Raw genomic sequence first — 23,694 nt, 5'->3', positions numbered from 1 at the left:
AGCCCCAACGAATACGAACGCCGACACCACGCGGCTAAGCTCACGCTCGCCGCGTGATCAACGCACCGTGTCCACCATCACGGGGGAAGGCCCGTCTTCGATCAGCGGATGTTCGTTCATGGGACCTCTTCCCGACGTGCCTGGCGTCAGCGGTGACATCGCCACTTCCGAACATGCGGCTCGAGCACATGCCACGCGCCCCCCACCTCCAGACTGCCCGGCGTGCGCAGGCTTCGCATTACTCCCGTAAGCGCAGCAACCGCGCACCCGGTATCTGCGCCGACGATGCCGTAACGGGGAGGGCGGCGGTCACGGAGTGCTCGGCGGAGCGGGAGGCACAGACACGGGGGCGGTGCTCGTCCACCGGCTGCTCACGCTCACGGCGAAGCCGCTGCTCCCGCGTTGCGTGGGCCTCTGGTCGAGCTGATGATGTAGAGGAGGCATGCCGACCATTCGAGTGAACCGAACGCACAGGGCTGCGTGAACTGCGGACTTCGCGGCCCGAGTGAGGATGGCGTTCCAAATGAGGCTTGTCGTCGACCTCAACCGGTGTCAGGGATTCGCGCAGTGCGCCTTCCTTGCCCGGACGTCTTCACTCTCCGCGGCGAGGAGGCGCTGCTCTACACCGCCCGCTTCGACGAGGCGCTGCGTGCCCAGGTGGAGCGAGCCGTGGCCGCCTGCCCGGTCCAGGCCATTCTCGCCGAATCCTCCGACGAACCGACGAAGGGGGTCGAGGGTCGTGTCGACTGACACCGGTGCCGAGGCCCTCCGGCGGGAAGGGCGCATCGTCGTCGTCGGTGCCTCGCTGGCCGGACTGCGGCGGCGGAAATCCTGCGCGACCGGGGGCTTCACCGGGTCGCTCAACCTGATCGGCGATGAGCCGCACGAGCCGTACGACCGGCCCCCGCTGTCCAAGCAGGTGCTGCTGGGACTGGAGGACGCCGAGGCGACCGCGCTGCCGCGCAGGCGCGACATCGACGCCGAATGGCGTCTGGGCGTGGCCGCCGCGGGCCTGGACCGAAACGCCAAGCAGGTGGTCCTGGCGGACGTCGACACGCTGCCCTACGACCGCCTGCTGATCACCACCGGTACCAACGCCCGGCCCTGGTTCCGTCCGGAGCAGGCGGCGCTGGACGGGGTTTTCGTGCTGCGCACCCGCGACGACTCCGCACGGCTGTACCGGAAACTCGCCACCGGCCCACGTCGGACGCTGGTGATCGGCGCCGGTTTCACAGGCTCCGAGATCGCCTCCGTCTGCCGGGAGCGCGGCCTGGAAGTGACGGTGTCGACGACGGCGTAATTCCCCAGGGGTTGTGGACACGAAATTCCCCAGCGCCTGAGGTGCTCAGACATCATCGAATGGTTCGTCACTCCACCTGAACCAGGCACGAACATTACTGATGTGGAGCAGGAACTCCGCGACCGGACCTGACGGGGCCACCAGCGACAAGGTGTCCGCGATCCGGTCGTAGGAGTCGTCAAACCGCTCGTATTCCTCCGCCTCCATCAGAGCCAGCGACTCGTCGAACCACGGCTTCACCTCTCCGAACGTCGGCGTTGGAACGAAGCGACCGTTCAGCCATGGAAAGTCGGCCTCGTCGATCACGATCTCGCCGAGCAGGTCCTCCCGCCGCATCAGTCGCCAGACTTCGCCCTCGAAACCCATGCCGCCAGCTCTCCATCCATGCCCTGTGGTGTCGCCGGGCAGCCTCTCACGCGGCAAGGACAACGAGGCAGGAGCGCCAGCGAGCTGCTGGCCAGCCGTATCGACGCTCCTGCGCGCGATGGATCAGGGCCGTCAGGGCTTGTGGGCCGGTAGCTGGGGCCGCTCGTGATCACCTGGTGGCTGGCGTTGATCAGCCGGTCCAGCAAGCCGCAGTCGTAGCCGCCTGGTCAGGCCACGACCAGCCCAACAGCCCACCCGAAGCCCGAAACGGGCATCACCTCACGCACCGCCCTCTCAGGAAGTGGGAGGGGGCCAGCCGATGTCGCCCTCGATCATGCGGCGGGCGAAGTTCTGGGCCTCATCGATGAACGCGGCGTGGCGCGCGTTCCGCTCGGTGCGGAAGTCGCTGTCGGCGCGTTCGCTCTCCCCTTCGGGGTCACCGGGGCCGTCGAGTTCCTCCATGTCGAGGTGAGTGAGAAATGCTGCTAGCTCAGGTCGCGTAGTGCTTGCTGATGCGTCGGTCTCCTGCCGGATGTCGGTGGGGAATCCGCTGGAGTAGCGAGCACCGTGGTACTCGTCGACGACACCTAGGAATATTGCGTCGAGGCTGGGAAATGACGCCTGGTCAACGACCACGGTCGGCAGTTGCGTACCGTACCTCCGCGCCTTGGCGTTCCAGCAGTCCTGTTCCAGGTCAAGTTCGAGCAGTCGCTGAGCAGCCTGGGACGTGGCCAGTGCGATCAGACCGTCGTCCCCGATGACGTTGTCGTGCAGGTTCAGCTCCCAGAGCTGCGGTAGCACTGCCCACGAGGCGAGCGCTCTCGCGCCTTGCGACCCGAGGCTGTTGTAAGCCAGCGAGATGCTGTGGAAGTTGGGAGCTGAGGTCGTTGACGTGAGGGCTTCGACGTCGCCATCGTCGAGATTGCACTCAGTGACGTCTAGAGTCTGCAACGTGGACCAGACCGGGGCGTTGCAGAGCGCTGCGGGCCAGCTGCCTACTGGATTGCATGACAGGTCGAGGGTGTTGAGCTTCTGCAGCCGTTCAGACGTCATCAGCGCGATGAGTCCGCCCTCTCCGAGCCCGGTGGCCGCCATGTTCAGGTACGTCAGCTTCGTGGCATTCTGCGACGAAGCCCAGGCCTTGGCGCCCAGGTCGCCGACCGGTTGGACGTCGGGGCGTCCGTAGTACGGCGAGCCACCTTCGCGGCCGCTCAGGTCGAGGTACTCAAGTGCAGGCATCTGGACGTCGGCCGCCAACCGCTGCGCCCCCGTCGTACTGAGACGGTTGCGGCTTAGATCAAGGTGACGTAGGTGCGGAAAGGTGTCGGCGGCAGCAAATGTTGCGGCCGTCATGTCCGTGGCGACGAGGTCCGCGAGCATCAACTTCTCGATGTGGTCCTGGCCGATGCCCCCGAGGACGCGTGCGATGGCCGCGTCGCTGATGGGCAGCAGTTCAAGAGCCAGCCCGGTCAGCTGGTGCAACACGCCGCTGTCGACGATGGCGTCCACGCCGCGAGCACCGAGCCCCTCGCGACCGAGCCCCATGGCCGTGCCCCGCACTGTGAGGTTGCGCAGACTGGCGAGATTGGCGCGCGCGAAGAACGCTCCGCATGCGTTGTCGTCCTGATCGATGACATTGCCGAAGTACGGCTTCCACAGCGGCTGGCGTCCGTTCTTGCCGCAGCGGAACCCGATCGCCAGGCGGTCGAGCTGGGCGAGTTCCTCGCAGTCGGCGAGGTCTTGTGCCTCGTCGACGCTGCACACGAGAACATCGGCGGAGCGCAGGTCCGGCACAAGTTTCGAGCGCATCAAGTGGACCAGGTCGGGTGCCCGTAGACCGGCGTGTCGCAGCCGCCACGGCCGTGCAGCGAGCGGGCGGAACGGCGGCTTCTTGAAATGCCACATGTCCTCACGAACGCTCACCAGATCCAGCGATTCGATCCGCGTGATGGCCGCGTTGTCAGCGAGCTCCACGAGCAGCTCGCCGTCCACGTCGGTGAGGCCGGCGATCCGGATCGACCGCAGGTTGTTCCAGTGGTCCAGGCTCTCGACCAGCGCGGCGAGATGATCGCTCGCGTACCAGCCGAGGTCGAGGTGGGTTACACCGCGCACTTCGGATTGAGAGCGCGGGTCCGGCAGAGCGGGATCGAGGGTGCCGCTGCGTGCCGACTGCAGTGCCAATGATCGGACGAGCAGCCACGTCGGCTTCGTATAACCGGCGTCCAGCGCAGCGAGCCAGGACCACGATGCCTCGCGCACCACATCAGGCCACGAAGAGAGTCGCTCGTTGCACAGGGAGACAAGGTCCGAAGGGCTGCCCGCACGGCCGAGAGCAGCACACAGAGCACGGAACGCAAGCTTGCTCGGTGGTCCGTCCAGTATCCGCTCGACCTCAGCGTCGTAGTCGATCACAGTCGTAACGTACTACCACGCCCGAACGGTGGGCTCCGCTCCCGGTCCCCGATCGATGACCATGTGCAGTTCGTCGACGGCCCACAGGTCTGTACTGGTCGCTGAAGGAGTGGGCATCGCGCCGGGAGACGGCGGCGAGGGCCAGATCGCCATCGGTGAGGTCGCCTCTCCGGGCCCGCGCGCGCGGGCGGGGCCTTGGAGCAGGGCTGGTTGGTGCCGGGGTCGCAGCGGCCAGGCCGCTGGGGCGGCCCGGCGTTGTCACCGCTGGCTGCGCACCAGTGCGGGCAGCACCATCAAAGGGGTTGTTGCTGAACTGCTCGATGCCGCATTGCTCGGCCGGATTCCCGTCCGTCCCGACCGAACGCAGGCCGCGGACTGGGCGCTGCGCCTCACCACTTTGGACAAGGTCGACCGGGGTCAGGGGCTGGCAGGTGCGCTGACCAGTGACGAGAAGGAAGAGCTTCGCCGTCTGCGGCGAGAGAACCGGGAACAGCAGCAGACCGTCGAGATCTTGAAAAAAGCAGCGGCCTTCTTCGCCAAGGAGTCGACGAAGTAGCCGTGCGCTACGCGTTCATCGACGCGGAGAAGGCCACCGAGGACAAACCCGGTGGCCACAGCGTCACCCTGATGTGCAAGGTGCTCGGGGTGTCCCGCTCGGGCTACTACGCCTACCTCGCAGCCCAGCCGGCCGTCGAGGAGCGGGCCCGTCGGGAGGACGAGCTGGTTGCCGAGATCCGACAGATCCATACGGCGTCCCGCCGCGCATACGGCGCCCCGAGGATCACCGCGGCGCTGCGCAGGAAGGGGCGGCGGATCAACCGGAGAAGAGTCGAGCGGCTGATGCGCGAGCGCGACATCCGCGGGATCACCCGCCGCAAGCGCCGCAGCCTGACCCGGCCAGACAGGAAGGCGGCCCCGTCGCCGGACCTGGTCGGACGCGGCTTCACCGCCGCCCAGCCAGGCACCAAGCTGGTCTCGGACATCACCTACCTGCCGACACTGGCAGGCTGGTGGTATCTCGCCACGGTCATCGACCTGGCCACGCGTGAGGTGGTCGGCTACGCCATGGCTGAGCACCACCGTGCCGAGTTGGTCGTTGACGCGCTGCAGATGGCCGCCGGCCGCGGTGGTCTACAGGGAGGCTGCATCGCACATTCGGACCGCGGGTCGGAATACACCTCGCGCGAATACCGCAGTCTGATAAAGGAGTTGGGGCTGAGGCAGAGCATGGGCAGAACGGGCTCGTGTTACGATAACGCGGCTGCCGAAAGCTTTTTTCGGACTGCTGAAAGCGGAGATCGGGACCACCGTCTGGGAGTCTCACGAAGCCGCTCGCGCCGACATTTTCCGCTTCATAGAGGTCGAGTACAACCGCACGAGCCTGCGCAAGCACCCCGTCTACGGGTATGTCACCCCGGTCGAAACCAGGGCGCTTACTACGCAAGACCTCGCCCCCGCAGCGTAACCACCCCCTGTCCACGCTGAACGGGGAACTTCATCGGGCAGGAGCGGTTCAAGATAGGCGAGGGTTTCGAGGTTCACCGCGTCCGCAGCCTCGAAGTGCCCTGGCCCCGCATCCCGGTGGGCCTGGCCCGCCAGCCAGGCGGCAACCCCGATCGCGTGCGCGTCCTCCGACTCCTGCGCAGCGACCAGTCCCCGCTCGGCCACCCACCACAACAGGGCAGCATCGGGCTGGTAGGCCACGAAGAACTGGGTCAGTGAATAGACCTCGGCCAGCACGGCCTGCGCGGCTCTCCGGCCTGCGCCGGTCTCGGCCTGCCGCACGGCCAGCTGTGCGTCGCCGATCAGGCCCGGCAGAAGTGCTCCGATCGCCTCGCGGTGGTTCGGCGCCGAGTGTCGCGCCGACCAGGCCCGTGCAAGACGTGCCTGAAGGTGCGCGGCCGGCGGCGCCGCGCGCTGCGTGGTCACCGGGAAGGCGTCGACCGCAGCCTTCACAGCGGGGAGCCGTGGGTGGCCGGGGCCGGTGGACAGGTGGGTGTGCATGGACTGGCTGCCGGTGAGATCCGCCAGATCCCGCACGCGCAGCACTTCGGCGATGCGCAGGATCATGTCGAGCTTGGGTGTTCCCAGGCGACCGGTCTCGATGCCCTTGACTCAGGAACCGGACTTACCGACCAGCCCACCGAGCTGTTCTCGGGTCATACCCCTGCGCGTGCGCAGGATCTGCAGGCGTTGGCCGAACACCAGCGGGTGGGCGTACGGGTTGGGGGATGCATCTTGAGACATCACGGCTTTGCCCCTCCTGGCACCTTTGTCACTGCCAGGGTAGGGGCCAGGTCGGGTCTCGGGTGAGATTCCCTACGCGCGCTCCTCACCCTGTACGTGATCGCGCGGGTCGTACGGCGCGTTTCGTGCACGACGACGCCTTGGAGATGTCCTCGACGCTCCGTCCCCGCGATGCCGTGTGGAACGTGACGTAATTCGGCTCTGTCGGGGATCTTGTGATGCCGATCAGCGAGGCGGATAGAGTTGCCTCCGCAGACTGAGAGGGGGTGACGGTGAGCTCGACAGGAGCGTGGGTGGTTGGCGTCATCCCTGACACGGAGGCTCGGGAACTTCCGGACCGTTACGTCCATCTCATACGGCCCGGCGACTGGGACAAGCCCCCGGGTTTCAGCCAGGCGCTAGCCTGGTGGCTGAACGGCGGTGAGGACGAGGCGTTTTTCGAGCGTTCTATGGGTCCTTCCGGATCCTTGGCGCCCACGTCGGTCGCTTATCGATTCGCGGACTTCATCGAGGACGCCAACGTGTCCACCGCGGCCACGGACGCCGTGCGGGACGCGAGTATGGCGTTGATGCCTGAGGTAGTTGGCGCTGGTCTCTTCGTTGCGACTGCCCGGAAGGCAAACCCGGTCGCGGCCCTGTACTACGGCCTTGGCGCTGAACGGTCGGCGATGCTCCCGGGCTGGTTCGGGGACTTTCTGCTTTCCGCCGACGAGGTTCGGGCCGCTCTGCCTCGGGTTGAGGAAGCCCTGCTCATGTCTGACGCGCAGCGAGGCACCGCCCTCTCTAGGATTACCGACTGGATGACCGCGATGGGCGATACACCCGACTGCGATGCGGCGGGACTCATTGACGCGCCCCTACGGGTGATTCGACACGCCGCGGAGGCCGGATCCGGCGTTGCTGCTTTCAGCCGCTGGTATTGACCTCGGTCTGGGACTCAGGGACTGCTGAGGACTCGTCGCCGGAGGAGATCGAGGTTCGCCCGGCCGTAGCCCATGCGCTTGAGCATCTTGACCCTCGTAACCTGGCCTTCGACCTGGCCCGAGCTCCAGGGCGTGGACAGGTCGGCGGTGACCGCATTCAGGTCCCTCTTTATGCCGTTGGCGAGGGAATGCAGGGCGGGTAGGTCGTCTGAGAGGACGCGGTCCATCCAGGCGGGCAGTTCCTCACCGCGATGCCCGGTTGGTGGCCTTGGCCAGCAGTTCATCGAGACTCTGGGCGCGGGCGAAGCGCCGTACGGTGGAGTGGTACAGCCGCAGCTGGCGGCCGATCGCGGCCAGAGACTTGCCTTCGGACAGTAGCTGCTGCACCGCCGTGTACCGCTCGGCGGTGCAAGCCACCAGCCGCCTGGGGTGCCCGAGGACGTCCCGGGTAGCGTCCGGCGGGACGAACGGCACCCCTTCCATCGGTAACTCCTCCGTTCCTTGGGCACCGTGGCGGACTCCGTGACGGCCGGGGTCGTCGTGAACGCCTTGCGGATGCACTGGTGATGGGCGCCGACTGTCTTCTCCACCGCTTCGGCGAGGTTGCGCAGCAGGTGCCAGGCGTCTGCCATTTGCTGGGGCCTGCGGGGCCCCGCTGCGGGGACCTTCGGCGTAGGCGCCGGCCCGGTCACGGCAGATCACCTCGATTTCCGGGTGGCCGCGCAGCCAGGCGGCCAGAGGCTCGGAGCCCCGGCCCGGCAGCACATCGACTGGACGCCGTCCTTCCAGGTCCACCAGGATCGTGGCGTACGAGTTGCCCTTGCGCAGCGCGAAGTTGTCGACCCCGAGCACCCGCACGCTCATTTGTGGTAACTCCGGTGCTCCGCGAGGAGTTCAAGGAGTTTGTCTTTGGCGACGCTGGTGCTCAGCGCGGCTGCGAGCCGTGCACCTGGCCGACCCGCCAGAACAGCGGCGATCGACGTGAGCAGCGTGGGCAGCAGCGGCGTGTACCGGGCATGCGGGCTGGTCAGCCCTTCGATCTGCTCGGCGAACGTAACCGCCGGGCACTGCGGATTGGGGCACTTGAACCGGCGCACCATGAGTTCGATCACCGCAAGGGCTCCGCCAAGAGGCACGTCAGCGAGCCGGCGCGTGTACCGTCCGTGTACACGCCAAGACACCACCCCGCATGTTGGACACCTCGCTGTCGGCACTGCGGAGTGAGCGCAGAACGTGACTGTTCCGGCCGCACGCTCGATCGTGTCGACCACCACACCAGCTAAATGTGGCAGCAACCGCCCCAAACCCCCTGAACCGTACACCTGGTAGATAACCAGCGGGGCAGGAGACGTCACAAGATCGGCGATAGAGCCCGTAATTCCCCACCAGCGGCGTCAACTTCCCCGCCCACACGTTCGAACGCCGCGTCTCAGTTCTGGGGGACCCATTCCACGGGAGGGGGCATGCGACTGTAGTGGGGTCCCCTGGTGCCGTATTGGGCGAGGTGCAGGATTTCGCCGCCGACCTGGAGCTCTGCCGGCGGAGGGTTGGGAACGGAGATCCGCGGGTGACGCTGACCGTCGATGACGATGCCCTCCCGGAGTTGGTTCCGGCCGTCCGCCCAGCTCTGGGCCCGCTCGCGAGTCCACGGGTTCTGCAGGGTCCGCGGGGCGGCCGGGTCGTGATCGTAGCCGTTGAGGCTGCGGACGAGTCCTTCGCTGTAGACGCCCTTGACTCGGAAGTTCTCCAGGTCATCCGCGCGCACGACCATGTTGACGTACCGGCGGCCGTTGCCTCTGTGCCGCCCGACCGCATGCCAGCGCCCCCAGCCGGGGTCCCAGCGCATGGGTGGGATCCACAGCAGGGCGCCTACGGGGAAGTGCTTTGTGCCGCGCTGGATGTCGAGACCGCTCTCGCCGCGCGCGGTTTCCTGCGCCACGTTGGCCACCAGGCACCAGCCCAGCAGCCCGTCCGGCGTCTCTTCTTCGGTAGGTTCCGTGTCTGCCACGCCGAGAATCTTCAGGCACGAGACGGGATGCGAACCAGCCTTTTATCAGCTGAGCCGACCGGAGCGAACCACATGCGGATGACCGGCGGCGGGAGAAACCGGCTTCGTTCGAACGTGTGGGCGGGGGAGTTGACGCCGCTGGTGGAAAATTGCGTGACTGTCGACATGCCGTTCGGCCAGTGGGAGCCGAGCGATCGTCAAGACGTGTGGATCGGGTGGTCAGACGTCTTCACTCGTTGGTCTGCCGATGGGTGGAGCGCATTCGAATCTTCCTGTTGTTCTCTCCGTGCCGGGCCACCTCCCGGAATCCGTGCTGCTGGTAGAAGGCTTGAGCGCGGGTATTGATCACGAGCACGTCAAGGATGAGGTGCTGGCTCCGGCGGGCTGCGGTATCGATCAGGGACTGGATCAGCTGGGCACCGATGCCTCGCCCTTGGTGGTGGGGATGGAGTTCGATCCGTGCCAGGTAGACCTCGGTCGCACGGTACTCGACGACCAAAATGCCCGCGTCGGCCCCGTCGACGGTGATGACCTGCCATCGATCGGGATCGAACCCGCTCTCATGATAGGCGCGTTGATCTTCGTCGTCCCAGCCCCAGACCGCCGCAACGTAGTCGCCCATGGCGGCCTTGTGGAGCTGAAAGCAGAACTCGCTGTCGGCCGGGGCCGCCGGTCGCAGAGCAACGGTGTTCATGCGGCGATCACTCCAGGACGTTCGATTGGCTGGCCGCGTTCGAAGTGGGCTCCGGCGCGGACAAGGGCAACGAGGTGGGGTGCGTTCACGGCCCGCGAGCGGGCCCGGGCGGACTCGACGCGATGGCCGTCCTCATCCTGTTGGTCGGCCAACTCGCCCATACAAGCCGACTTCGGCCTCCAGTGCGGCGGCGGGCATCTGCCGGGCGCCGGCACGGACGAGCTCGTCGATCAAGGAGGAGCCGTTGGCGGTGGTGCTGTCAGAGTTGACTGCGCTGAGCACGGGCGGGCCCTCCTGACCGGTGCTGCGAACACCGGCCTGCTCGATACCAGTCGATCGATCACTCGGGGATCTCCCGCAACCACGCGCACGACTTCTGGGAACCCCGCCGTGCGTGGGCTACGGGTCAGAGCCCGCACCTCCGCACCGGCCTCAACGAGTTGCCGGACCACGTTCCGGCCGACATTGCCGGTGGCTCCGGTCGCCAAGATCGCCATGATGCTCCTTCTGATCGTCACTACTCAGGGAGACACCTCACCGTGAGAGGACAGCCCCGTCCCACGTTGAGTCGACCGACGAACGCAGTTGTCCAACAACAGGTTGTCGGCCACGGCGGCGAGGATGGCAGGCAGCGTGGAAGCGGCTCTGGTCTCCCACCGAACGCATTTTGAAACCGTCAGTTAGGCGATGGCGAGTGCACCTGCTCGGGGCCCTCACGCTCGTAGAGCTGCCGGGAGACCGGGCGACGTCGAGTTTGGTGCGCGATGAGGGAAAGCGGGGCGGGGCGCAGCTCCACCGGGAACTGCGCCCCGCCCCTTCGGTGCGACGCAACTCGGCGTGACTGGATGCGCTGCTCCTATTCTCCGTAGGGGCGCCACCGGGCCGCCTGGCGGAGTGCCGCGCGGGCTCCCCACCACCAGGTAAGGACGGCCAGGACGGCCAGTGCCGCTGCGGTGGCGGACAACGTACTGTCGGAAAGCCCGATGCCGTCGGCTGGGCTCTCTTGGGGAGCGGCCAGCCAGGACGCGACGATGACGCTGGTGGCAATGGCAGCCAGGAGCGGGGCGAGCAGAGCCCAGGCGGCGGCCGAGTAGTAGACCCTCCGCCGACCGGTCAGCACGCTCAGCGGCGCAACGAGGCGGCTGAGCCGCAGGAACTCGGCGAGATTGCCGAGGGCGGCCGCGAGGGTGACGATGAGGAGGCCCGGAACTCCCAAGAAGGTGACCCATCTGCCGTGGGCTGCTCCGTTTCGCGCGCCCACCAGCCACCCTTCGCCCGGCAGCTCCGCGGTGACGGCCGCGACGGGGAGGGTGTCCCTCAGGAGCTGTTTGATCCGGTTGTAGTCCAGGTCCCGGCCGTCGGAGGAGGTCAGGACGAGGTTGGACGGTGCCTTCTTCCCGTTGTCCGGGAGGACGTTTCCCTCCTGTACGGCGATACGTTCACCGGCCGGGACCGACCAGTGCACGGCTTCTGCGATCCGCGGGGCCGCCTGGGCTGTGCCAGTTGTGGTGCCCTGCTGCGAGCAGGGCAGCTTTACGGCCCGGAGGGCGGTGCAGGGTGCCTGGATACGGGGGAGTCCGCCGGAGACGGAGCCCGTCGGGGGGTACAGGGCAAAGATTTCGGTGTTCTCCGGCAGCCGCCGAAGCGTGCCGGCGAGCTGGTCCGGGGACAGTCTGGTGGGGTCGACCTGAAGGAGCACGACACTGCGCCCGATGCGGTGTGCCGTGTCCTGAGCAGCCTGTGCGCTCGCGCTGAACTGCGAGTTCTTCAGTTGGACTTGGCTGACCAGCACCATGGCGATCCCCACCCCGGCGACCAGGCGCGCGGTCACACCTGGATGAGCGGCGATGTGCCGGCCGGAGACCAGGGCCCCTGAACTGCCTGTCCTACGGACTGAATCGGCGATCTTGGTGCCCGCCGCTCCCGCGCCGAGGGCGACCGCACAGGGGAAGGTGGCCAGGACTGCCACCACACCCGCGTTGTACAGCTTCATCCGGAGGTCCGCGTACTGTGCGGGATCCAGGAGCGCGGGACCCCAGACCGTAGTGAAGATCAGCAGCGGACAGGCCAATGCCGATGACCTGTCCCTGACGAACAGACAGTTGGACGGGCCGAGTTCCTCCCCGCCTGCCAGGGCGGTGCATCACGCAGACGAGGGCCAGAGTGCCCACTGCTCCCACGCACCCCGCCAGGGCCGTGGCCCACCACCAGTGCCGCAGGTCGGCGCTCGACAGCCCGTAGCCGATCCAGGGCAGACGCACGTGGTCCGTCGTCATCGTCAGGAAGGCCGGAAGTGTACCCAGCACCGCACCGGCCAGCACTGGTGCCGCCGATTCTCCGACGGTGAGCCAGAGCCGATGCCGCGAGCCACCCCCCAACGCGCTGACCAGCGCGGTGCGCTTGTCCCTGCCTGCCGACCCCATGCGCGCGGCGACGACGGCCATCACACCGGCCGGCAGCAGAATCAGATACAGCGCGGTCAGCAACTTGCCGCGGTCGGACACGAACAGGACATCGCCCGCAGGCAACCCTTTGTCCTTTCCGAACCCGACGACACGTGAGAATCCGGCTTTGTCGAGCTGCTTGTCCGTGGGATTGACGTAGGCGTACCGCTCGCCCGGGCTGGCGAGCCCGGACTCATGGATGACGCCGACCACCTTGCCTAGCCTGGACAGCGCTCCCTCGGCGCGCAGGGCCCGGTACAGCTGCGGTGACAGCACAGCCTGGCCTGGTGCGGGCCACCGGTCCAGCCCCGGCGGAAGCGGGGTGTTCCTGGAAAGCGGGCGAAGATAGACGAGGCTGTACTGGCGTCCTTCCGCTTCGTCGAAGTCGCTCCTGGCGACCGCCACCGCCGGACGGTCGGGAAACGCGTCCTGGAACTGCAACGCGCGCTCGCCTGTGCGGTGTTCCATCCCGTCATAGGCCGCGTACACCGCTGCCACGGCGGACAGACCGAGCGTCAATGAGGCTGCCGCGAGGAGCAGGGCGACGCCGCGGACCGCCCCGTCGCCGGTACGCCGTCCGGCAGCCCACCCCATACGGAGTAGTTGGGCGGCAAGGGAAGTTCTGCTCATGCGCGGCTCTCCACGACGTATGGCACCAATGCAGCCTGGCTGAGTTCCAGGAGCCGGTCGGCCCTGCGGGCGACCTCGACGTCATGGGTCACCACGACCAGCGCGCAGTTCCACCTCTTGGGCACCGAGAACAGCAGTTCCGCCACGGTGTCCCGGGTGGCCGAGTCCAGGGCACCGGTCGGTTCGTCGGCCAACAGCAGTGCCGGCTCGTTCATCAGGGCCCGTGCGACCGCGGCTCGTTGCCGTTCACCTCCAGAAAGCCGGCCGGTCGGTACTCCCTTGACGGGAACACCAAGCTCGACCAGCAACTCCTCTGCTCGCTCATAGGCCTGGCGAGCACTGGTGCCTGCCAGCAGGGCCGCCAGAGCGACGTTCTCCACGGGCGTCAGCTCCGGCAGCAGTTCGCCGAACTGGAAAACAACTCCGACGTGGTTGCTACGGTGCTGTTCCAAGGCGCGCCGCCTCATTCGCGTCACGTCTGCGCCGACCACGTTCACCGAGCCCGAAGACGGCTGGATCAGCCCCAGCGCACAGCCCAGCAGGGTGCTCTTGCCGCTACCGCTCGGCCCGACGACCGCCACCGACTCCCCGGGTGCCACCTCGAGGTCCACTCCATCCAGCAACACGCGGTCCGCGACCTCGTATCGCAGCCCGCGCACAGCAAGCACGGGCTCGTCCGGCATCATGCCGCTCATCCACATTCCCCCAGGAAACATCCGCTCGGTCCGGCCGACCGTACTGGTGCCGGAAAGACGGTTGGGAGGCGCGTCGGTCTACGCGCCTCCCAACCCTCAGGGCCTTTCACGCAGTGACTGGTCGATCACTGCGCCTTGGAGAGCCCGGAGCTCCTAGCGGTACCACCTGCTGCACTCGTCGTCGTTGTCCTTCACCCAGTTGCAGGTGCGGATCTGGGTGACCTTGCCGCCCTTGCCGCTCCAGGAGGTCGTGTCCTTGGCGCTCTTGTTCCAGAGGTGGTACGGGTCGGACGGGTCCGTGGTCCGGTAGTAGTCGGCGTGCGCCCACTGGTCGGTGTAGATCGCCAGTGACACCTGCGAGTCGCTGGCGTGCGTCTCCGCGTACGCCTTCGCGGAGGGCGAGTACGCGCTCAGCGCCATGGCAGGAGACGCCCCCAGCATCGCCACGCCGGCGATCGCCACGCCGATGACCATCTTCTTCACTTGTGTTTCCCCTCGTTTCTGAAAACCTCGAAAAGATCTTCGAGGCCTGCACGCAGTACACATGTTGATCACTTGACGCAGGGTCAAAAGGCCACGGATTGATGTGATCTGATCCACACACCGCATCCGGCGAGTGAATGTCAGATGTCTACTCGGTAGCACCTATCGTCGTAGGGCGTTCGTTCCGTTCATGACACCGCAGAGGAGCTGGCCGCTCCATGGCATCTCACATAGCCGGTCTCCGGCATCGCCTGCCCGTCTGGCCGGTCCCGCTGGTGTGGACTGTGGGCCTTGGCATGTGGGGGCTGTCCCGGCAGCACAGCGTGTGGCGGGACGAGGCCGCGACATGGCAGGTGGCCCAGCGGTCGGTCGGCGAGATATGGCACATGCTGGGGCAGGTCGACGCCGTCCATGGGCTCTACTACCTCTTGATGCACGTCATCTTTGAATGTTTCGGGGCCAGTACCACGACGTTGCGTCTACCATCCGTGCTCGCCATGGCCCTGGCGGCGGCCTGTGTGGCCGTCGTGGGCCGACGACTGGCGGGGTTCTGGGCGGGCCTGGGGGGCGGGCTGGCGTTGGGGCTGGTCCCGTCCGCGCAGTTCTACCTTCAGGAAGGCCGCCCCTACGCGCTGGTCGCGGCTGGGGCGGGAGGCGCGACACTGCTCCTGGTGACGCTGCTTCAGCGGCGCGGCCGGGTGGAGTTCTGGGCGGCGTACGGCGGCATGATTCTGCTGTGTGCTCTGCTGAATTGGCTCTCGCTGCTGATCCTGCCCGCGCATGCGGCGACCCTGGTTTGGACGCGGGCTCGGTGCAGGGACTGGATGCGCTGGGCAGTGTCCTCGTCATTCGCCGTGATGTGCGCATCGCCCTTGATCCTGTTCAGCCGGGGACAGTCCGACCAGGTGTCCTGGATACCGCCTCTGACCTGGCACATGATGATCGGCCCGGCGGTCCTCCTGGGGATCGGTGGTCTTGGCGCCCTGCTGGACCGCCCGCGGGCCGGTCGGCTGTCGGTGGCTGCCGTCGGACTGCCGCTGCTGGTTGTGCCCCAGCTCGGGTTGGCCGGCCTGTCCCTGATCCAGCCGCTGTTCGTGGACCGGTACATTCTGTTCAGCCTCCTCGGGCTGACGCTGCTGATCGGTACCGGACTCGAGGCGGCTGTACGTGCGGCCGCGCTGCGGTTCCCCGGAGCGTCGACGTGGCTTGTCCCTGCGGTGGTCGCCGTGGCGGTGGTTGCGCTGCTTCCGCAGTCGCTGGCCAAGCGGTCCCCGGCGAGCAGGGTGGACGACGTCCTGGCGGTAGCGGCTGATGTCCGACAACTGAAGAAAACCGGTGACGCGGTCCTCTTCGTCCCCGCGGCCCGGCGCGACACCGCGCTGGTCTCGCCCGGCGCCTTCGCTGGTCTGCGGGACATCGCGCTGGCGGAGAGCCCGGTGGCTTCCGGGACGCTGAAGGGTGAGGAAGCCGACCCGACCCGCATCCGTGCTTCGATGCTGGCCCAGCGGCGGATCCTGCTGGTGACCGACGCGGCCACGGTGGCCCGGCCGGTATCAGGCGAGCGGGACAGCGTGAAGCTAGCCGTCTTGAAGGAGTACTTCACAGTCGTGGCGGACGAGCAGGTCCGTGGGCGGCGGGTCACGGTGTACCAACGCGCCGACTCCGTGGCGGAAACGCCGGCACGTGACCGGGCTCGGACGCGTCTCCAGCGCAACCACGCTCATTTTCCAGCCGACGTCGGGGACGGCACGCACACCGCACGGTCCTACCGCCGGGGCTGAGTTCCACGCCCCAGTGCCACGCCCCTGAGCTGTCCCGAGTCCAGTTTCTTGATCAGGGACGCGCTGTTGTCGACCTGGGTGTGGGCGCGTCCGAGCATCCGCTGGACCTCCTCAACGCGCCTGTCGGTGGCCAAGCGAAGGTGCTGGCACGGTGGTGCTGACTTGACCTCTACGAGAAGCACCAGCTCATCACCGAGTTGATCAAACCCCAGCGGCCCTGGAAGACGATTCCCCGGGTCGAGCTGGCCACCGCCGAAAAGATCGACTGGTACAACCACCGCCGACTCTTCAGTAGTTCGGCATGGGGCAGGTGCCCGTCGTCGAAGGCGGTCTGGTTGACGCTGCTGAGCGGCATAGGCGAGCCAGGGCAGGATGAGGATCCGACCGTCCTGGTGGGCGATCAGCGGATGTGTGGTGAGTCGGGTTCGGCGTTCGGCCTCGGTGTAGGCGTGGTCGTGGTCGTCGGCGGCGTTGCCTGGGTGTCGGGCGATCAACCACATGACGGCGAAGTGCATTCCGTTCACCGCCAGTACGCCGAGGAGGATCGGCGCTGTCGGCGCGTAGGCCGTGCAGCAGTAGGCACTGGTTGGGCCGACACCCGGCCCGCGTGCCAACGGCGAGAATCGGTCATCTCTTGCGTGTTTATGGCCCTGCGTTTGCTGTCTCCATGCACAGAAACCGCACGTCGGCTTCACAGAACACCCTTGCAGGGAAGGGTGTTTGTTCGCGACTTTCGGTCGGTCGCCGCCATGGCTGGTTCAGGCTGGCGTCCTCGTCCAGTGAAACAAACATCTGTGTGAAACCGTCTGCGCGTGCGTAAGGTATGCCCGCGCTGTGAACGGATCTTGACCAGTCCGTGTCGGTGCGTGTCGATCTGCGGCAGCGGGAGCACTGTCGCTCACGGGGAGGGTTTCATCGTCATGCCGTCGTCCCTGCGTTCCAGGCGTTCGTAGGCGTCGATTCGGGCTGGCGCTTCCGCGTTCAAGGGCGGGGGCCGACTGCTCCTTCTTCTTTGGCCGTTCTCCCGGTCCACACCCATGAACGAAGAAAGAGATGCGTCTCGTGCGTTCCAGACCTTGGTTCCGGCTGCCCGGAACCCGAAGACCACGCAGACTCGCCCCGGCCCTCACCGCCGTCACAAGCCTGGCCGTGCTGGCCGGTCTCGCGGTGCAGCCGGGCTCGTCTATGCCCCCTTCCGCCCGTGTGGCCGACAGCTACGACGGCTTCGACGTCAAGGGTGCCGAGCAGTTGCGGCAGGACCAGTGCCTGATGGCGGGCGCGCTGCGGCTGGGCGGGCCGGGCATATACGGCCTTGCACAGGACGCGCTGAACCAGCCCGCGGACAAGCTGCATGGGGCGGCGAACCGGGACTACTGGACCGACACTCCGCTGTCGAAGGCCTACGACCAGGACAAGTCCTCCTCCGACAAGGAGGAATCGGCGCTCTACGCGCACCTCCGCGACTGGCAGATCCAGGGTCTGTCGACCCCAGGGGGCTTCGAGTCGAAGGCCGACTTCGAGTGGCCGCCTGGTGCGGGGGGCGACGACCGGCAGAACTTCTTCGCGCAGACCGGCCTCTCCCAGTGGATCCGGGAGCGGTTCGACAAGGGCGAGGGCGACTTCTACCAGGACCCGACTCCCAAGGCCGACGACGCCACGGTCAAGGCCGTCAAGGACCTCGGCACCCCGCTCTACGGCAGCAACCCGGATCCGTCGGCGCCCGACTGGGGGCAGGCGTCCGCCGAGCACCAGGCGTGGGACGCGTTCGTCAACTGGTCGATCGAGCCGCCCGGCACGGACAACGCCCGGCTGTTCCTGTCCTCCGGCGGCTTCCCGCGCACCGCACCCGAGCCCGGAAGCCTGGAATTCCGGCTCGCCGTGGAGGACTTGAAGGCCAGGTTCGCGTCGTGCGCCTGGCGCAGCCCCGTCGACCCGGACAAGGTCATGGGCAAGGAGGTCGCCGCCGCGTCCGCCGAGTGGCAGCAGGAGATCGCATCCCAGGCCACCCAGCGCGACCAGATCCTCGATGCCAACCGCGACGCCACCAAGGCTCTTGCGGCCGGTGCCAAGGCGCTCGGGGAGATGCTCGGCCAGTCCTGGATCGCCGACCATCTGAGTCGCTGGCAGGAGTACTGGGCCCCGGGCGGCATCGGCTGGATCGGCGAGTCCCCCGCGGTCATCCAGGTCGAGGCCGCCCAGGGCAAGTGCCTGGATGTGCAGGGCGGCGGGAAGACCAACGGCACCCCGGTGCAGATCTACACCTGCAACGGCAGCGCCGCCCAGCAGTGGCAGATCTTCGGCTACCCCCACGGCTACGCCCTGTTCAACGTCAACGCCCAGAAGTGCCTGGACGTGCAGAGCGGGAACGCCACCAACGGCACGAAGATCCAGATCTGGACGTGCAACAACACCGACGCGCAGCAGTGGAAGTTCGACGTCCGCGCCGCGAGCGAGCTGCGCAACGCCGCCACGGGCAAGTGCCTGGACCTGCACAAGTTCGACAACGGCTACGACTCGTGGCAGTGGGACTGCAACGGCAGTGACCCGCAGAAGTTCCAGGTCGTTCCCAAGGGGCACGAGGGCACCGACAAGCTCGCCTACCCGGACAAGGCCCAGTTCGACAAGGCGAAGAAGGGCATCGCCGACGCCCAGGCGCAGGCCAAGAAGCAGCTCGGTGTGCTGCAGGCCCAGCTGGAGATCGCCAAGAAGGCCGCCACCGGCTCGGACACGGCCACCCAGGCCGCCTACACCATCGCGGACGGCAACGGTGCCCCGCGGGGGCGTGGTCTGCTGGTGGGCCAGCAGAAGGCCCAGGTCACCAAGGGTGCCGCCGCCGCGCTCCAGGCGATGGTGAAGGCGGGGCAGACTGCCGAGGCCGCTACCCGCGCCTCGGTCGGTGACAGCCAGACCATCGCGCAGCGTGCGCTCGCGCAGGCGGCGCAGTCGAAGGCGGAGTTCCGCAAGGAGGCCGCGCGGACAGCCGAGGCGCAGGCCAAGGCCGCGGCCGACGCGGCGAAGGTGCACCGGGACAATGCCAAGAAAGACAAGGAGACCGCGGAGGCCAAGGTCGCCGACGCGGTGAAGGCCGAGGGGGACGCGAAGGCGGCCGCCGCCGACGCCCACGCCAAGCGGCTCGTGGCCGAGGCGGAGGAGAAGACGGCCAAGGCGGAGAAGGAGACGGCCGCGGCCAAGCAGGCCGAGGCCGCCCAGGACAAGAAGGCCGCCGAGGAACAGGCGAGTAAGGCCAAGGACGCCAAGGACAAGGCGGACGCCGCGGAGAAGACGGCCGGGGACCGGCGGGACGACGCGGTCAAGGCGAAGGATCATGCCCAGGCCATGCGGGATGACGCTTGGGACGCCGAGCAGAAGGCGGACGCGGCCCGCGCGAAGGCCGACGCCAAGGACGCCTACGCCGACAAGGTCGAATCCGGGGACGCGGCTGGCGACGCCCGCGCTGCCGCCAACGACGCGGACAAGGCCGCCGACGACGCCGAGACCGCGGCGAAGAATGCCCGCGCGGACGCGGATGCGGCCACCCAGGCGGCGGCCGACGCCGACGCGGCTGCGACCCGTGCAGAGGCTGCGGCCAAGCGGGCCCGTTCGGACGCGGACGCCGCGCAGGCGGACAAGCTGAAGGCGGACTCGGCGGTGAAGACGGCCACCGGCGCAGTCGCCGACGCCATCAAGGCCTCCCAGGATGCCTCCGCCGAGGCGACGGTGGCAGTGAAGCTAGCCGACGAGGCCGAGCAGCACGCCAAGGACGCCAAGTCCCAGGCGGACGCGGCCAACACGGAGGCCGGCAAGGCACTCGCCGCCTCGGCGAAGGCCGCCGGTTTCGCGCACGTCACCGCACAGGCCGCCGTGGACGCCGACAAGGCCGCCGAACAGGTCGCCAACCCCGCCAACGACGCCGTCCAACTCGGCTCGGCCTACGTCGACACCGACTCCGCCGCCGGCCTCGTCGTACTGACCGGGCAGGCGTCCAAGTCCATCGCCGACCAGCAGAAGGCCGTCGCCGACGCCCACGCCAAGAACGCCCAGGCCGAGGCCGCCGCCGCCAAGAACATCGCCGACCAGGCCAAAGGCGACGCCAAGGAGGCCTACCAGCACGCCGCCAACGCCGCCCAGTACGCGGCCGACGCCCGCACCTACTCCAAGGAGGCCCTCGGCTACGCGGCCGACGCCGCCAACGCCGCCGCGGCAGCGTCCGCGTCCCTGGTCCGCACCATCGACTACGACAACCAGGCAGCCGAGGACGCCGCAGCCGCAGACAGGGCCGCCGGCAACGCCGAGGGCTACGCCAAGGACGCCCGCGACTCGGCCGACGCCGCCGAACTCGACGCCCAGGCGGCTCGCTCCGCTGCCGCCCAGGCCGAACAGGACGCCAAGGACGCCCGCGCGGCAGGCGACCGCGCCGACGCCGCAGCCACCGAAGCCGAACAGGCCGCCAAAGACGCCGACAAGTACGCCAAGGAAGCCCAGGACGCGGCCGACAAGGCCGAACGGGCCAAGGCGAACGAGCAAGTGCAGACGGGCGCGGCGACCGGTGTCGGCGGGGTGTTCTCCGTCATCGACGACATCAAGCAGCATGGCGAGCCGGAGCAGCTGCCCAACGAGTGCCACGGCCTCGACTGCAACACCATGGTGTTCATTGCGCACTTCGACGCGGTGGTCAGCTACTACCTGTGCCTCAACCCGGACGTACCCGCCACCGAGGCGGGCTGCCCGGCTGAGGACACGGTCTTCCTGAAAACGCTGACGGTCCCGAACCTGACCAAAAAGGTCAAGGTCCCCGCGTGGGATGTGACCGTGGATGTCTGGAAGGGCATCTTCAACTCGATCAAGGGCGACTTCACCGGCTGCTACCACAAGGTTCACGGTGACGGCAGCGGAAGCTTGGGCGACTGCGCATGGGCCGCGACCTGGCTGCCGCTCGGCGGCCCGCTCGGAAAGGTCGCCGAGGCGATCCGAGGCGTGGACGCCGCGCTGCGATCCGGTGAAGGGATCACCGACGCGCTCAAGGCACTGAAGACGCTGGACGTCGACGCTGAGGCGCTGGCCGACATCGAACACTCGGTGGACGTCTACGAGGAGCTGCGAACGGCGTGCCGGGTCAACAGCTTCCCCGGCACCACCGCGGTACTCATGGCCGACGGTAGCCGCAAGGCGATCCGTGACGTGCACACCGGTGACCGGTTGCTGGCCGCCGACCCGGGGACCTGGCGCTCCGAGGGCGAACCGGTGACGCGCACCTTCCACCACACTGCGGTCGAACTGCTCGACATCACGCTGGATGACGGCGGCCGTCTCACCAGCACACCAGGACACCGCTTCTTCGTCACCGGCCGCGCCTGGACCCTGGCGTCCGACCTGCACGTCGGCGACGCCCTGCGCACCCCGGACGGCACCCAGCGCACGGTGGCCGGGATCCGCGTCCGGGACGGCTCGACGCCCCGAACGGTGTACGACTTGACCGTGTCCGGTCTGCACACCTTCTACGCGGTGGCCGGCAACACCCCGGTACTCGTCCACAACTGCAACAATCTGGTCGCCGACGCCGAGGAGTTCCGCGGCCTGGCTCACACGCTCGACGAGCACACGGCCGGTGAAGGAGCCGACTTCGTCACCGAGGGGAGGGCCAAGGACCTAGCCGAGGACAAGGGCGTGAACGGTGTGTTCACAGACCTCGCAACCGCACAGGCGGTTGTGGACCACTGCCTGGCCACCAAGGCGGAGGAGATCCAGAGGTGGCTGCGCGGCAGCCAGCGAGAGAAAGCCCTGACCGGGACCTACCCCGAGAAAAGCTCGATCGGGTATGTGGCCCACAGCGACAGGAGCATCACAACCGCGAAGAACACCTACCGTGTGGTGCTCAAGCGCGCGAAGGGCCATAAGAGAGGGTTCTATGTGTTCACCGCGTTCCCGACGTGAGGGGTGCGAATGAAGAGGTTCGACGACGCCGACTTCGGCCTGACGTGGCTGACCACCATGTTCCACGCGGACTGGACGCACAACGGGACCACCGGCGCTGAGGCCGTCCGGTACCACCTGGATCCGGATCTCGAGCCGGAAGCGGTCCTGGCCATCCGCCGGGACGCGCAGTCGCTGCTCGACAACCTCGACACAGCGACGATCGAAACACTGTGGCAGGCCGCGACGAATCCGGAAGGAACGTTCTCCGACCCGCGCAGGGGCTTCACCTCGGGATCCGCATGGATGGAGACCATCGTCCACCTGTGTGATGCCTGGCTGGCCGTCAGACACGTCGTCGCGGTGCTCACCGGCGCCGACACCGAGGACGGTGCCGACATCCTGGACGCGGTCCTGGCCGAGATCGACCGGGCCCGAATCCTGCCGGACGGCATCCGGCACGCCCTCGTCCGGTGCGCCACCGGTTGCACGCCCGACTTGGCGTTCCGACTGCTGCTGAGGTCAATCTCCGAGGCAGGTCACCGGGTTGGCGCGAAGCTCTCCCAGGAGCAGTACGCGCGACTACGCGTGCTGGGGTCGGCGATGCACTACGGAGAGTTCCTTGTGTCAGAAGTGGAATACCTGGTCGAGCAGCCATAGCGACACGGACGGCGTTTCTCCCCCGGGACCAATCCCCGGGGCAGAAACGCCGTCCGGCTTTCCTCCCCCGGGTCGGTGGGGGCAGCCCACGTGACGCGCGAGCTGGAACTCGGTTTGGAGGCGAGCGGACGGGACGTGCTCGCCGTTCATGTGGAGACCGGGGTTCCGGTCGCGGTGAAGTACCTCAGCGACTCCTTGCGCACCCAGCCGGGCTTCGTGCAGGGGTTCCGCTCGGAGGCGCGGCTGCTGGGCGGGCTGGAGAGTCCGTACGTCGTCGGCCTGTATGAGTACGTCGAGAGCCCCGGGCCGCCGCTGGGGTCGGTAAGTCGAGGATGTGCAGCCGGGTGTCGGGCTGGCAGTGGCTGCACGTCCGCAGTTCTGTAGCGGGCAGCCGGCGGGCCTCGTCGAGGTTGACCGCACGGCGTCGGTTGCCCGCTATGCGGCAATCGCCGGCGTGAACCTGGGCGGGTGGCTGGCCCGTGCCCATGCCGAGTTTCACGATCCGGTCGGGAGGCCGCTGCCGCTCGTGCGGCAACGCAGGCCGCGGCGTGGACCTTAGGAGTCGTCCGCCGTCGTTGACGCCAAGCGCCTGCCTATCCCTCCGGCGCTCCAGGGCCTGGACCTGGCACCGCGACATATCGCGCTGCTGGCCCACCTGGAGTACGACGGTCCCACCAGCGTCAACGACCTGGCCGCCCGGCTGGAGGTGGGCCCCGACGACCGTCAGCCTCATGGTTAGCGAGCTGTCACGGCTGGACGTCCTGCAGCGCACTGCCGATTCCGCCGACCGCCGCCGCATCATCGCCATCGCCCCCGCCTACGCCGCACCCATCGGCGAATGGCTGTCTGGCAGCGCCTCCGCCTGGGAATGTGTCATGCGCGGTCTCGGCCCCGCGGAACGCGCCACGGTCATCACCGCCCTGCACGCCTACGAGGCCGCCTTGGAGCAGGCGGGCGACCAACATCGGAACGCGCACCCGCGTTACTGACGTTGTTGCCGTGATGTCGTCAACGTGAGCCCTGTTTCAGCAAGGCATCCGTCGATGGGGTCTGTACGGTGAGTGGTGTAACTCCAGAGCAGGAAGCGACAGTTGATGACTGACGTGACGAGTGACACCGAGGCCGGGAAGGCCGCTGCGAG

Annotated in this window: 21 protein-coding genes and 8 pseudogenes; 10 read left to right on the top strand and 19 right to left on the bottom strand. The window is 67.7% G+C overall.

The window, feature by feature from the left end; genetic code table 11:
• Positions 1-523: 523 nt before the first annotated feature.
• Positions 524-750: pseudogene (locus ACFY2Z_RS40250) on the top strand (ferredoxin).
• Positions 740-1,288 (top strand): annotated as a pseudogene (locus ACFY2Z_RS40245) (FAD-dependent oxidoreductase); the annotation flags it as partial. The pseudogenes ACFY2Z_RS40250 and ACFY2Z_RS40245, both read left to right, overlap by 11 nt.
• 57 nt (positions 1,289-1,345) lie before the next feature.
• Here the strand turns inward: ACFY2Z_RS40245 and ACFY2Z_RS40240 are convergent.
• On the bottom strand, positions 1,346-1,666 hold the full coding sequence (locus ACFY2Z_RS40240; RefSeq protein ID WP_390748954.1) for a hypothetical protein: 321 nt from the start codon (positions 1,664-1,666) through the stop codon (positions 1,346-1,348).
• Between the two features lie 294 nt (positions 1,667-1,960).
• A complete protein-coding gene (locus ACFY2Z_RS40235; protein ID WP_390748953.1) occupies positions 1,961-4,078 on the bottom strand; it encodes a hypothetical protein in 2,118 nt (705 codons plus the stop codon).
• Between the two features lie 109 nt (positions 4,079-4,187).
• Between ACFY2Z_RS40235 and ACFY2Z_RS40230 the strand changes: the two genes are divergently transcribed.
• On the top strand, positions 4,188-4,634 hold the full coding sequence (locus tag ACFY2Z_RS40230) for a hypothetical protein (protein ID WP_390748952.1): 447 nt from the start codon (positions 4,188-4,190) through the stop codon (positions 4,632-4,634).
• A gap of 2 nt (positions 4,635-4,636) precedes the next feature.
• Positions 4,637-5,563 (top strand): IS3 family transposase, encoded by a 927-nt coding sequence (locus ACFY2Z_RS40225; RefSeq protein ID WP_390748951.1) that lies wholly within the window; start codon positions 4,637-4,639, stop codon positions 5,561-5,563.
• Positions 5,564-5,575: 12 nt separating this feature from the next.
• Here ACFY2Z_RS40225 and ACFY2Z_RS40220 read toward each other — a convergent pair.
• Together ACFY2Z_RS40220 and ACFY2Z_RS40215 are read right to left on the bottom strand one after the other, a co-directional pair.
• Positions 5,576-6,148, bottom strand: a pseudogene (locus tag ACFY2Z_RS40220) (XRE family transcriptional regulator); the annotation flags it as partial.
• A gap of 45 nt (positions 6,149-6,193) precedes the next feature.
• Positions 6,194-6,325 carry a hypothetical protein gene (locus ACFY2Z_RS40215; RefSeq protein WP_390748950.1) on the bottom strand — a complete coding sequence of 44 codons (132 nt, stop codon included), beginning with the start codon at positions 6,323-6,325 and terminating at the stop codon, positions 6,194-6,196.
• Positions 6,326-6,618: 293 nt separating this feature from the next.
• Here ACFY2Z_RS40215 and ACFY2Z_RS40210 point away from each other — a divergent pair, with 293 nt between their 5' ends.
• Positions 6,619-7,248, top strand: a complete 630-nt coding sequence (locus tag ACFY2Z_RS40210) for a hypothetical protein (protein WP_390748949.1) — start codon at positions 6,619-6,621, stop codon at positions 7,246-7,248.
• A 14-nt stretch (positions 7,249-7,262) separates the two neighbouring features.
• Here the strand turns inward: ACFY2Z_RS40210 and ACFY2Z_RS40205 are convergent, their stop codons facing one another.
• The 13 genes and pseudogenes from ACFY2Z_RS40205 to ACFY2Z_RS40145 form a co-directional block, all read right to left on the bottom strand.
• Entirely contained in the window at positions 7,263-7,532 is a 270-nt protein-coding gene (locus ACFY2Z_RS40205) for a transposase (RefSeq protein ID WP_390748948.1), read from the bottom strand.
• Positions 7,492-7,731 (bottom strand): hypothetical protein, encoded by a 240-nt coding sequence (locus ACFY2Z_RS40200; RefSeq protein WP_390748956.1) that lies wholly within the window; start codon positions 7,729-7,731, stop codon positions 7,492-7,494. The genes ACFY2Z_RS40205 and ACFY2Z_RS40200 overlap by 41 nt, the downstream gene beginning before the upstream one ends.
• A 216-nt stretch (positions 7,732-7,947) precedes the next feature.
• Positions 7,948-8,112: pseudogene (locus tag ACFY2Z_RS40195) on the bottom strand (transposase); the annotation flags it as partial.
• Positions 8,109-8,462 carry a transposase family protein gene (locus tag ACFY2Z_RS40190; protein ID WP_390748955.1) on the bottom strand — a complete coding sequence of 118 codons (354 nt, stop codon included), beginning with the start codon at positions 8,460-8,462 and terminating at the stop codon, positions 8,109-8,111. The pseudogene ACFY2Z_RS40195 and the gene ACFY2Z_RS40190, both read right to left, overlap by 4 nt.
• Positions 8,463-8,677: 215 nt before the next feature.
• Positions 8,678-9,256: a hypothetical protein gene (locus ACFY2Z_RS40185; protein ID WP_390748947.1), complete on the bottom strand. Its 579-nt coding sequence runs from the start codon at positions 9,254-9,256 to the stop codon at positions 8,678-8,680.
• A 229-nt stretch (positions 9,257-9,485) separates the two neighbouring features.
• Positions 9,486-9,950 (bottom strand): GNAT family N-acetyltransferase, encoded by a 465-nt coding sequence (locus tag ACFY2Z_RS40180; protein ID WP_390748946.1) that lies wholly within the window; start codon positions 9,948-9,950, stop codon positions 9,486-9,488.
• Positions 9,947-10,069 (bottom strand): annotated as a pseudogene (locus ACFY2Z_RS40175) (IS256 family transposase); the annotation flags it as partial. The gene ACFY2Z_RS40180 and the pseudogene ACFY2Z_RS40175, both read right to left, overlap by 4 nt.
• Positions 10,067-10,232, bottom strand: a pseudogene (locus tag ACFY2Z_RS40170) (IS256 family transposase); the annotation flags it as partial. The pseudogenes ACFY2Z_RS40170 and ACFY2Z_RS40175, both read right to left, overlap by 3 nt.
• Positions 10,181-10,447, bottom strand: a complete 267-nt coding sequence (locus ACFY2Z_RS40165; protein WP_390748945.1) for an NAD(P)H-binding protein — start codon at positions 10,445-10,447, stop codon at positions 10,181-10,183. The pseudogene ACFY2Z_RS40170 and the gene ACFY2Z_RS40165, both read right to left, overlap by 52 nt.
• Positions 10,448-10,806: 359 nt before the next feature.
• Positions 10,807-11,781 (bottom strand): hypothetical protein, encoded by a 975-nt coding sequence (locus ACFY2Z_RS40160; protein WP_390748944.1) that lies wholly within the window; start codon positions 11,779-11,781, stop codon positions 10,807-10,809.
• Between the two features lie 55 nt (positions 11,782-11,836).
• The gene (locus tag ACFY2Z_RS40155) at positions 11,837-13,024 is read right to left on the bottom strand and encodes a hypothetical protein (protein ID WP_390748943.1); all 1,188 of its coding nucleotides are present in this window, start codon (positions 13,022-13,024) and stop codon (positions 11,837-11,839) included.
• Entirely contained in the window at positions 13,021-13,710 is a 690-nt protein-coding gene (locus tag ACFY2Z_RS40150) for an ABC transporter ATP-binding protein (protein ID WP_390748942.1), read from the bottom strand. Before ACFY2Z_RS40150 ends, ACFY2Z_RS40155 begins: the two co-directional genes overlap by 4 nt.
• 162 nt (positions 13,711-13,872) lie before the next feature.
• The gene (locus ACFY2Z_RS40145; protein ID WP_390748941.1) at positions 13,873-14,202 is read right to left on the bottom strand and encodes a hypothetical protein; all 330 of its coding nucleotides are present in this window, start codon (positions 14,200-14,202) and stop codon (positions 13,873-13,875) included.
• A gap of 218 nt (positions 14,203-14,420) precedes the next feature.
• Here ACFY2Z_RS40145 and ACFY2Z_RS40140 point away from each other — a divergent pair, with 218 nt between their 5' ends.
• On the top strand, positions 14,421-15,983 hold the full coding sequence (locus ACFY2Z_RS40140) for a hypothetical protein (protein ID WP_390748940.1): 1,563 nt from the start codon (positions 14,421-14,423) through the stop codon (positions 15,981-15,983).
• A 169-nt stretch (positions 15,984-16,152) separates the two neighbouring features.
• On the opposite strand, the gene ACFY2Z_RS40135 is transcribed toward ACFY2Z_RS40140, so the two are convergent.
• Positions 16,153-16,338, bottom strand: coding sequence for a hypothetical protein (locus tag ACFY2Z_RS40135; protein ID WP_390748939.1), 186 nt, complete (start codon positions 16,336-16,338; stop codon positions 16,153-16,155).
• A gap of 707 nt (positions 16,339-17,045) precedes the next feature.
• Between ACFY2Z_RS40135 and ACFY2Z_RS40130 the strand changes: the two genes are divergently transcribed.
• The 3 genes and pseudogenes from ACFY2Z_RS40130 to ACFY2Z_RS40120 all read left to right on the top strand — a co-directional run.
• Complete coding sequence (locus ACFY2Z_RS40130) at positions 17,046-21,914, top strand: RICIN domain-containing protein (RefSeq protein ID WP_390748938.1); 4,869 nt, start codon at positions 17,046-17,048, stop codon at positions 21,912-21,914.
• 9 nt (positions 21,915-21,923) lie between these two features.
• Positions 21,924-22,553 carry a hypothetical protein gene (locus tag ACFY2Z_RS40125; RefSeq protein WP_390748937.1) on the top strand — a complete coding sequence of 210 codons (630 nt, stop codon included), beginning with the start codon at positions 21,924-21,926 and terminating at the stop codon, positions 22,551-22,553.
• A 75-nt stretch (positions 22,554-22,628) separates the two neighbouring features.
• Positions 22,629-22,856 (top strand): annotated as a pseudogene (locus ACFY2Z_RS40120) (serine/threonine protein kinase); the annotation flags it as partial.
• Between the two features lie 91 nt (positions 22,857-22,947).
• On the opposite strand, the pseudogene ACFY2Z_RS40115 reads toward ACFY2Z_RS40120, so the two are convergent.
• Positions 22,948-23,040, bottom strand: a pseudogene (locus ACFY2Z_RS40115) (DUF6233 domain-containing protein); the annotation flags it as partial.
• Between the two features lie 244 nt (positions 23,041-23,284).
• On the opposite strand from ACFY2Z_RS40115, the gene ACFY2Z_RS40110 reads away from it, so the two are divergent.
• Positions 23,285-23,542 (top strand): hypothetical protein, encoded by a 258-nt coding sequence (locus ACFY2Z_RS40110; RefSeq protein WP_390748936.1) that lies wholly within the window; start codon positions 23,285-23,287, stop codon positions 23,540-23,542.
• Positions 23,543-23,694 lie beyond the last annotated feature (152 nt).

It is taken from the genome of Streptomyces sp. NPDC001222 (genome assembly GCF_042896945.1).
Taxonomy (GTDB): domain Bacteria; phylum Actinomycetota; class Actinomycetes; order Streptomycetales; family Streptomycetaceae; genus Streptomyces; species Streptomyces gibsoniae.
Note: the sequence above shows the minus strand (reverse complement) of the source record. Positions and strands in the feature narration are given on the sequence as shown.

Excerpts from the sequence above, each read along its gene's own strand:
- ACFY2Z_RS40240 (WP_390748954.1), bottom strand. The coding sequence starts at position 1,666 with ATGGGTTTCGAGGGCGAAGTCTGGCGACTGATGCGGCGGGAGGACCTG.
- ACFY2Z_RS40215 (WP_390748950.1), bottom strand. The coding sequence starts at position 6,325 with ATGTCTCAAGATGCATCCCCCAACCCGTACGCCCACCCGCTGGTGTTC.
- ACFY2Z_RS40205 (WP_390748948.1), bottom strand. The coding sequence starts at position 7,532 with ATGAACTGCTGGCCAAGGCCACCAACCGGGCATCGCGGTGAGGAACTG.
- ACFY2Z_RS40200 (WP_390748956.1), bottom strand. The coding sequence starts at position 7,731 with ATGGAAGGGGTGCCGTTCGTCCCGCCGGACGCTACCCGGGACGTCCTC.
- ACFY2Z_RS40180 (WP_390748946.1), bottom strand. The coding sequence starts at position 9,950 with ATGAACACCGTTGCTCTGCGACCGGCGGCCCCGGCCGACAGCGAGTTC.
- ACFY2Z_RS40165 (WP_390748945.1), bottom strand. The coding sequence starts at position 10,447 with ATGGCGATCTTGGCGACCGGAGCCACCGGCAATGTCGGCCGGAACGTG.
- ACFY2Z_RS40155 (WP_390748943.1), bottom strand. The coding sequence starts at position 13,024 with ATGAGCAGAACTTCCCTTGCCGCCCAACTACTCCGTATGGGGTGGGCT.
- ACFY2Z_RS40150 (WP_390748942.1), bottom strand. The coding sequence starts at position 13,710 with ATGATGCCGGACGAGCCCGTGCTTGCTGTGCGCGGGCTGCGATACGAG.
- ACFY2Z_RS40140 (WP_390748940.1), top strand. The coding sequence starts at position 14,421 with ATGGCATCTCACATAGCCGGTCTCCGGCATCGCCTGCCCGTCTGGCCG.
- ACFY2Z_RS40135 (WP_390748939.1), bottom strand. The coding sequence starts at position 16,338 with ATGCCGCTCAGCAGCGTCAACCAGACCGCCTTCGACGACGGGCACCTG.
- ACFY2Z_RS40125 (WP_390748937.1), top strand. The coding sequence starts at position 21,924 with ATGAAGAGGTTCGACGACGCCGACTTCGGCCTGACGTGGCTGACCACC.
- ACFY2Z_RS40110 (WP_390748936.1), top strand. The coding sequence starts at position 23,285 with ATGGTTAGCGAGCTGTCACGGCTGGACGTCCTGCAGCGCACTGCCGAT.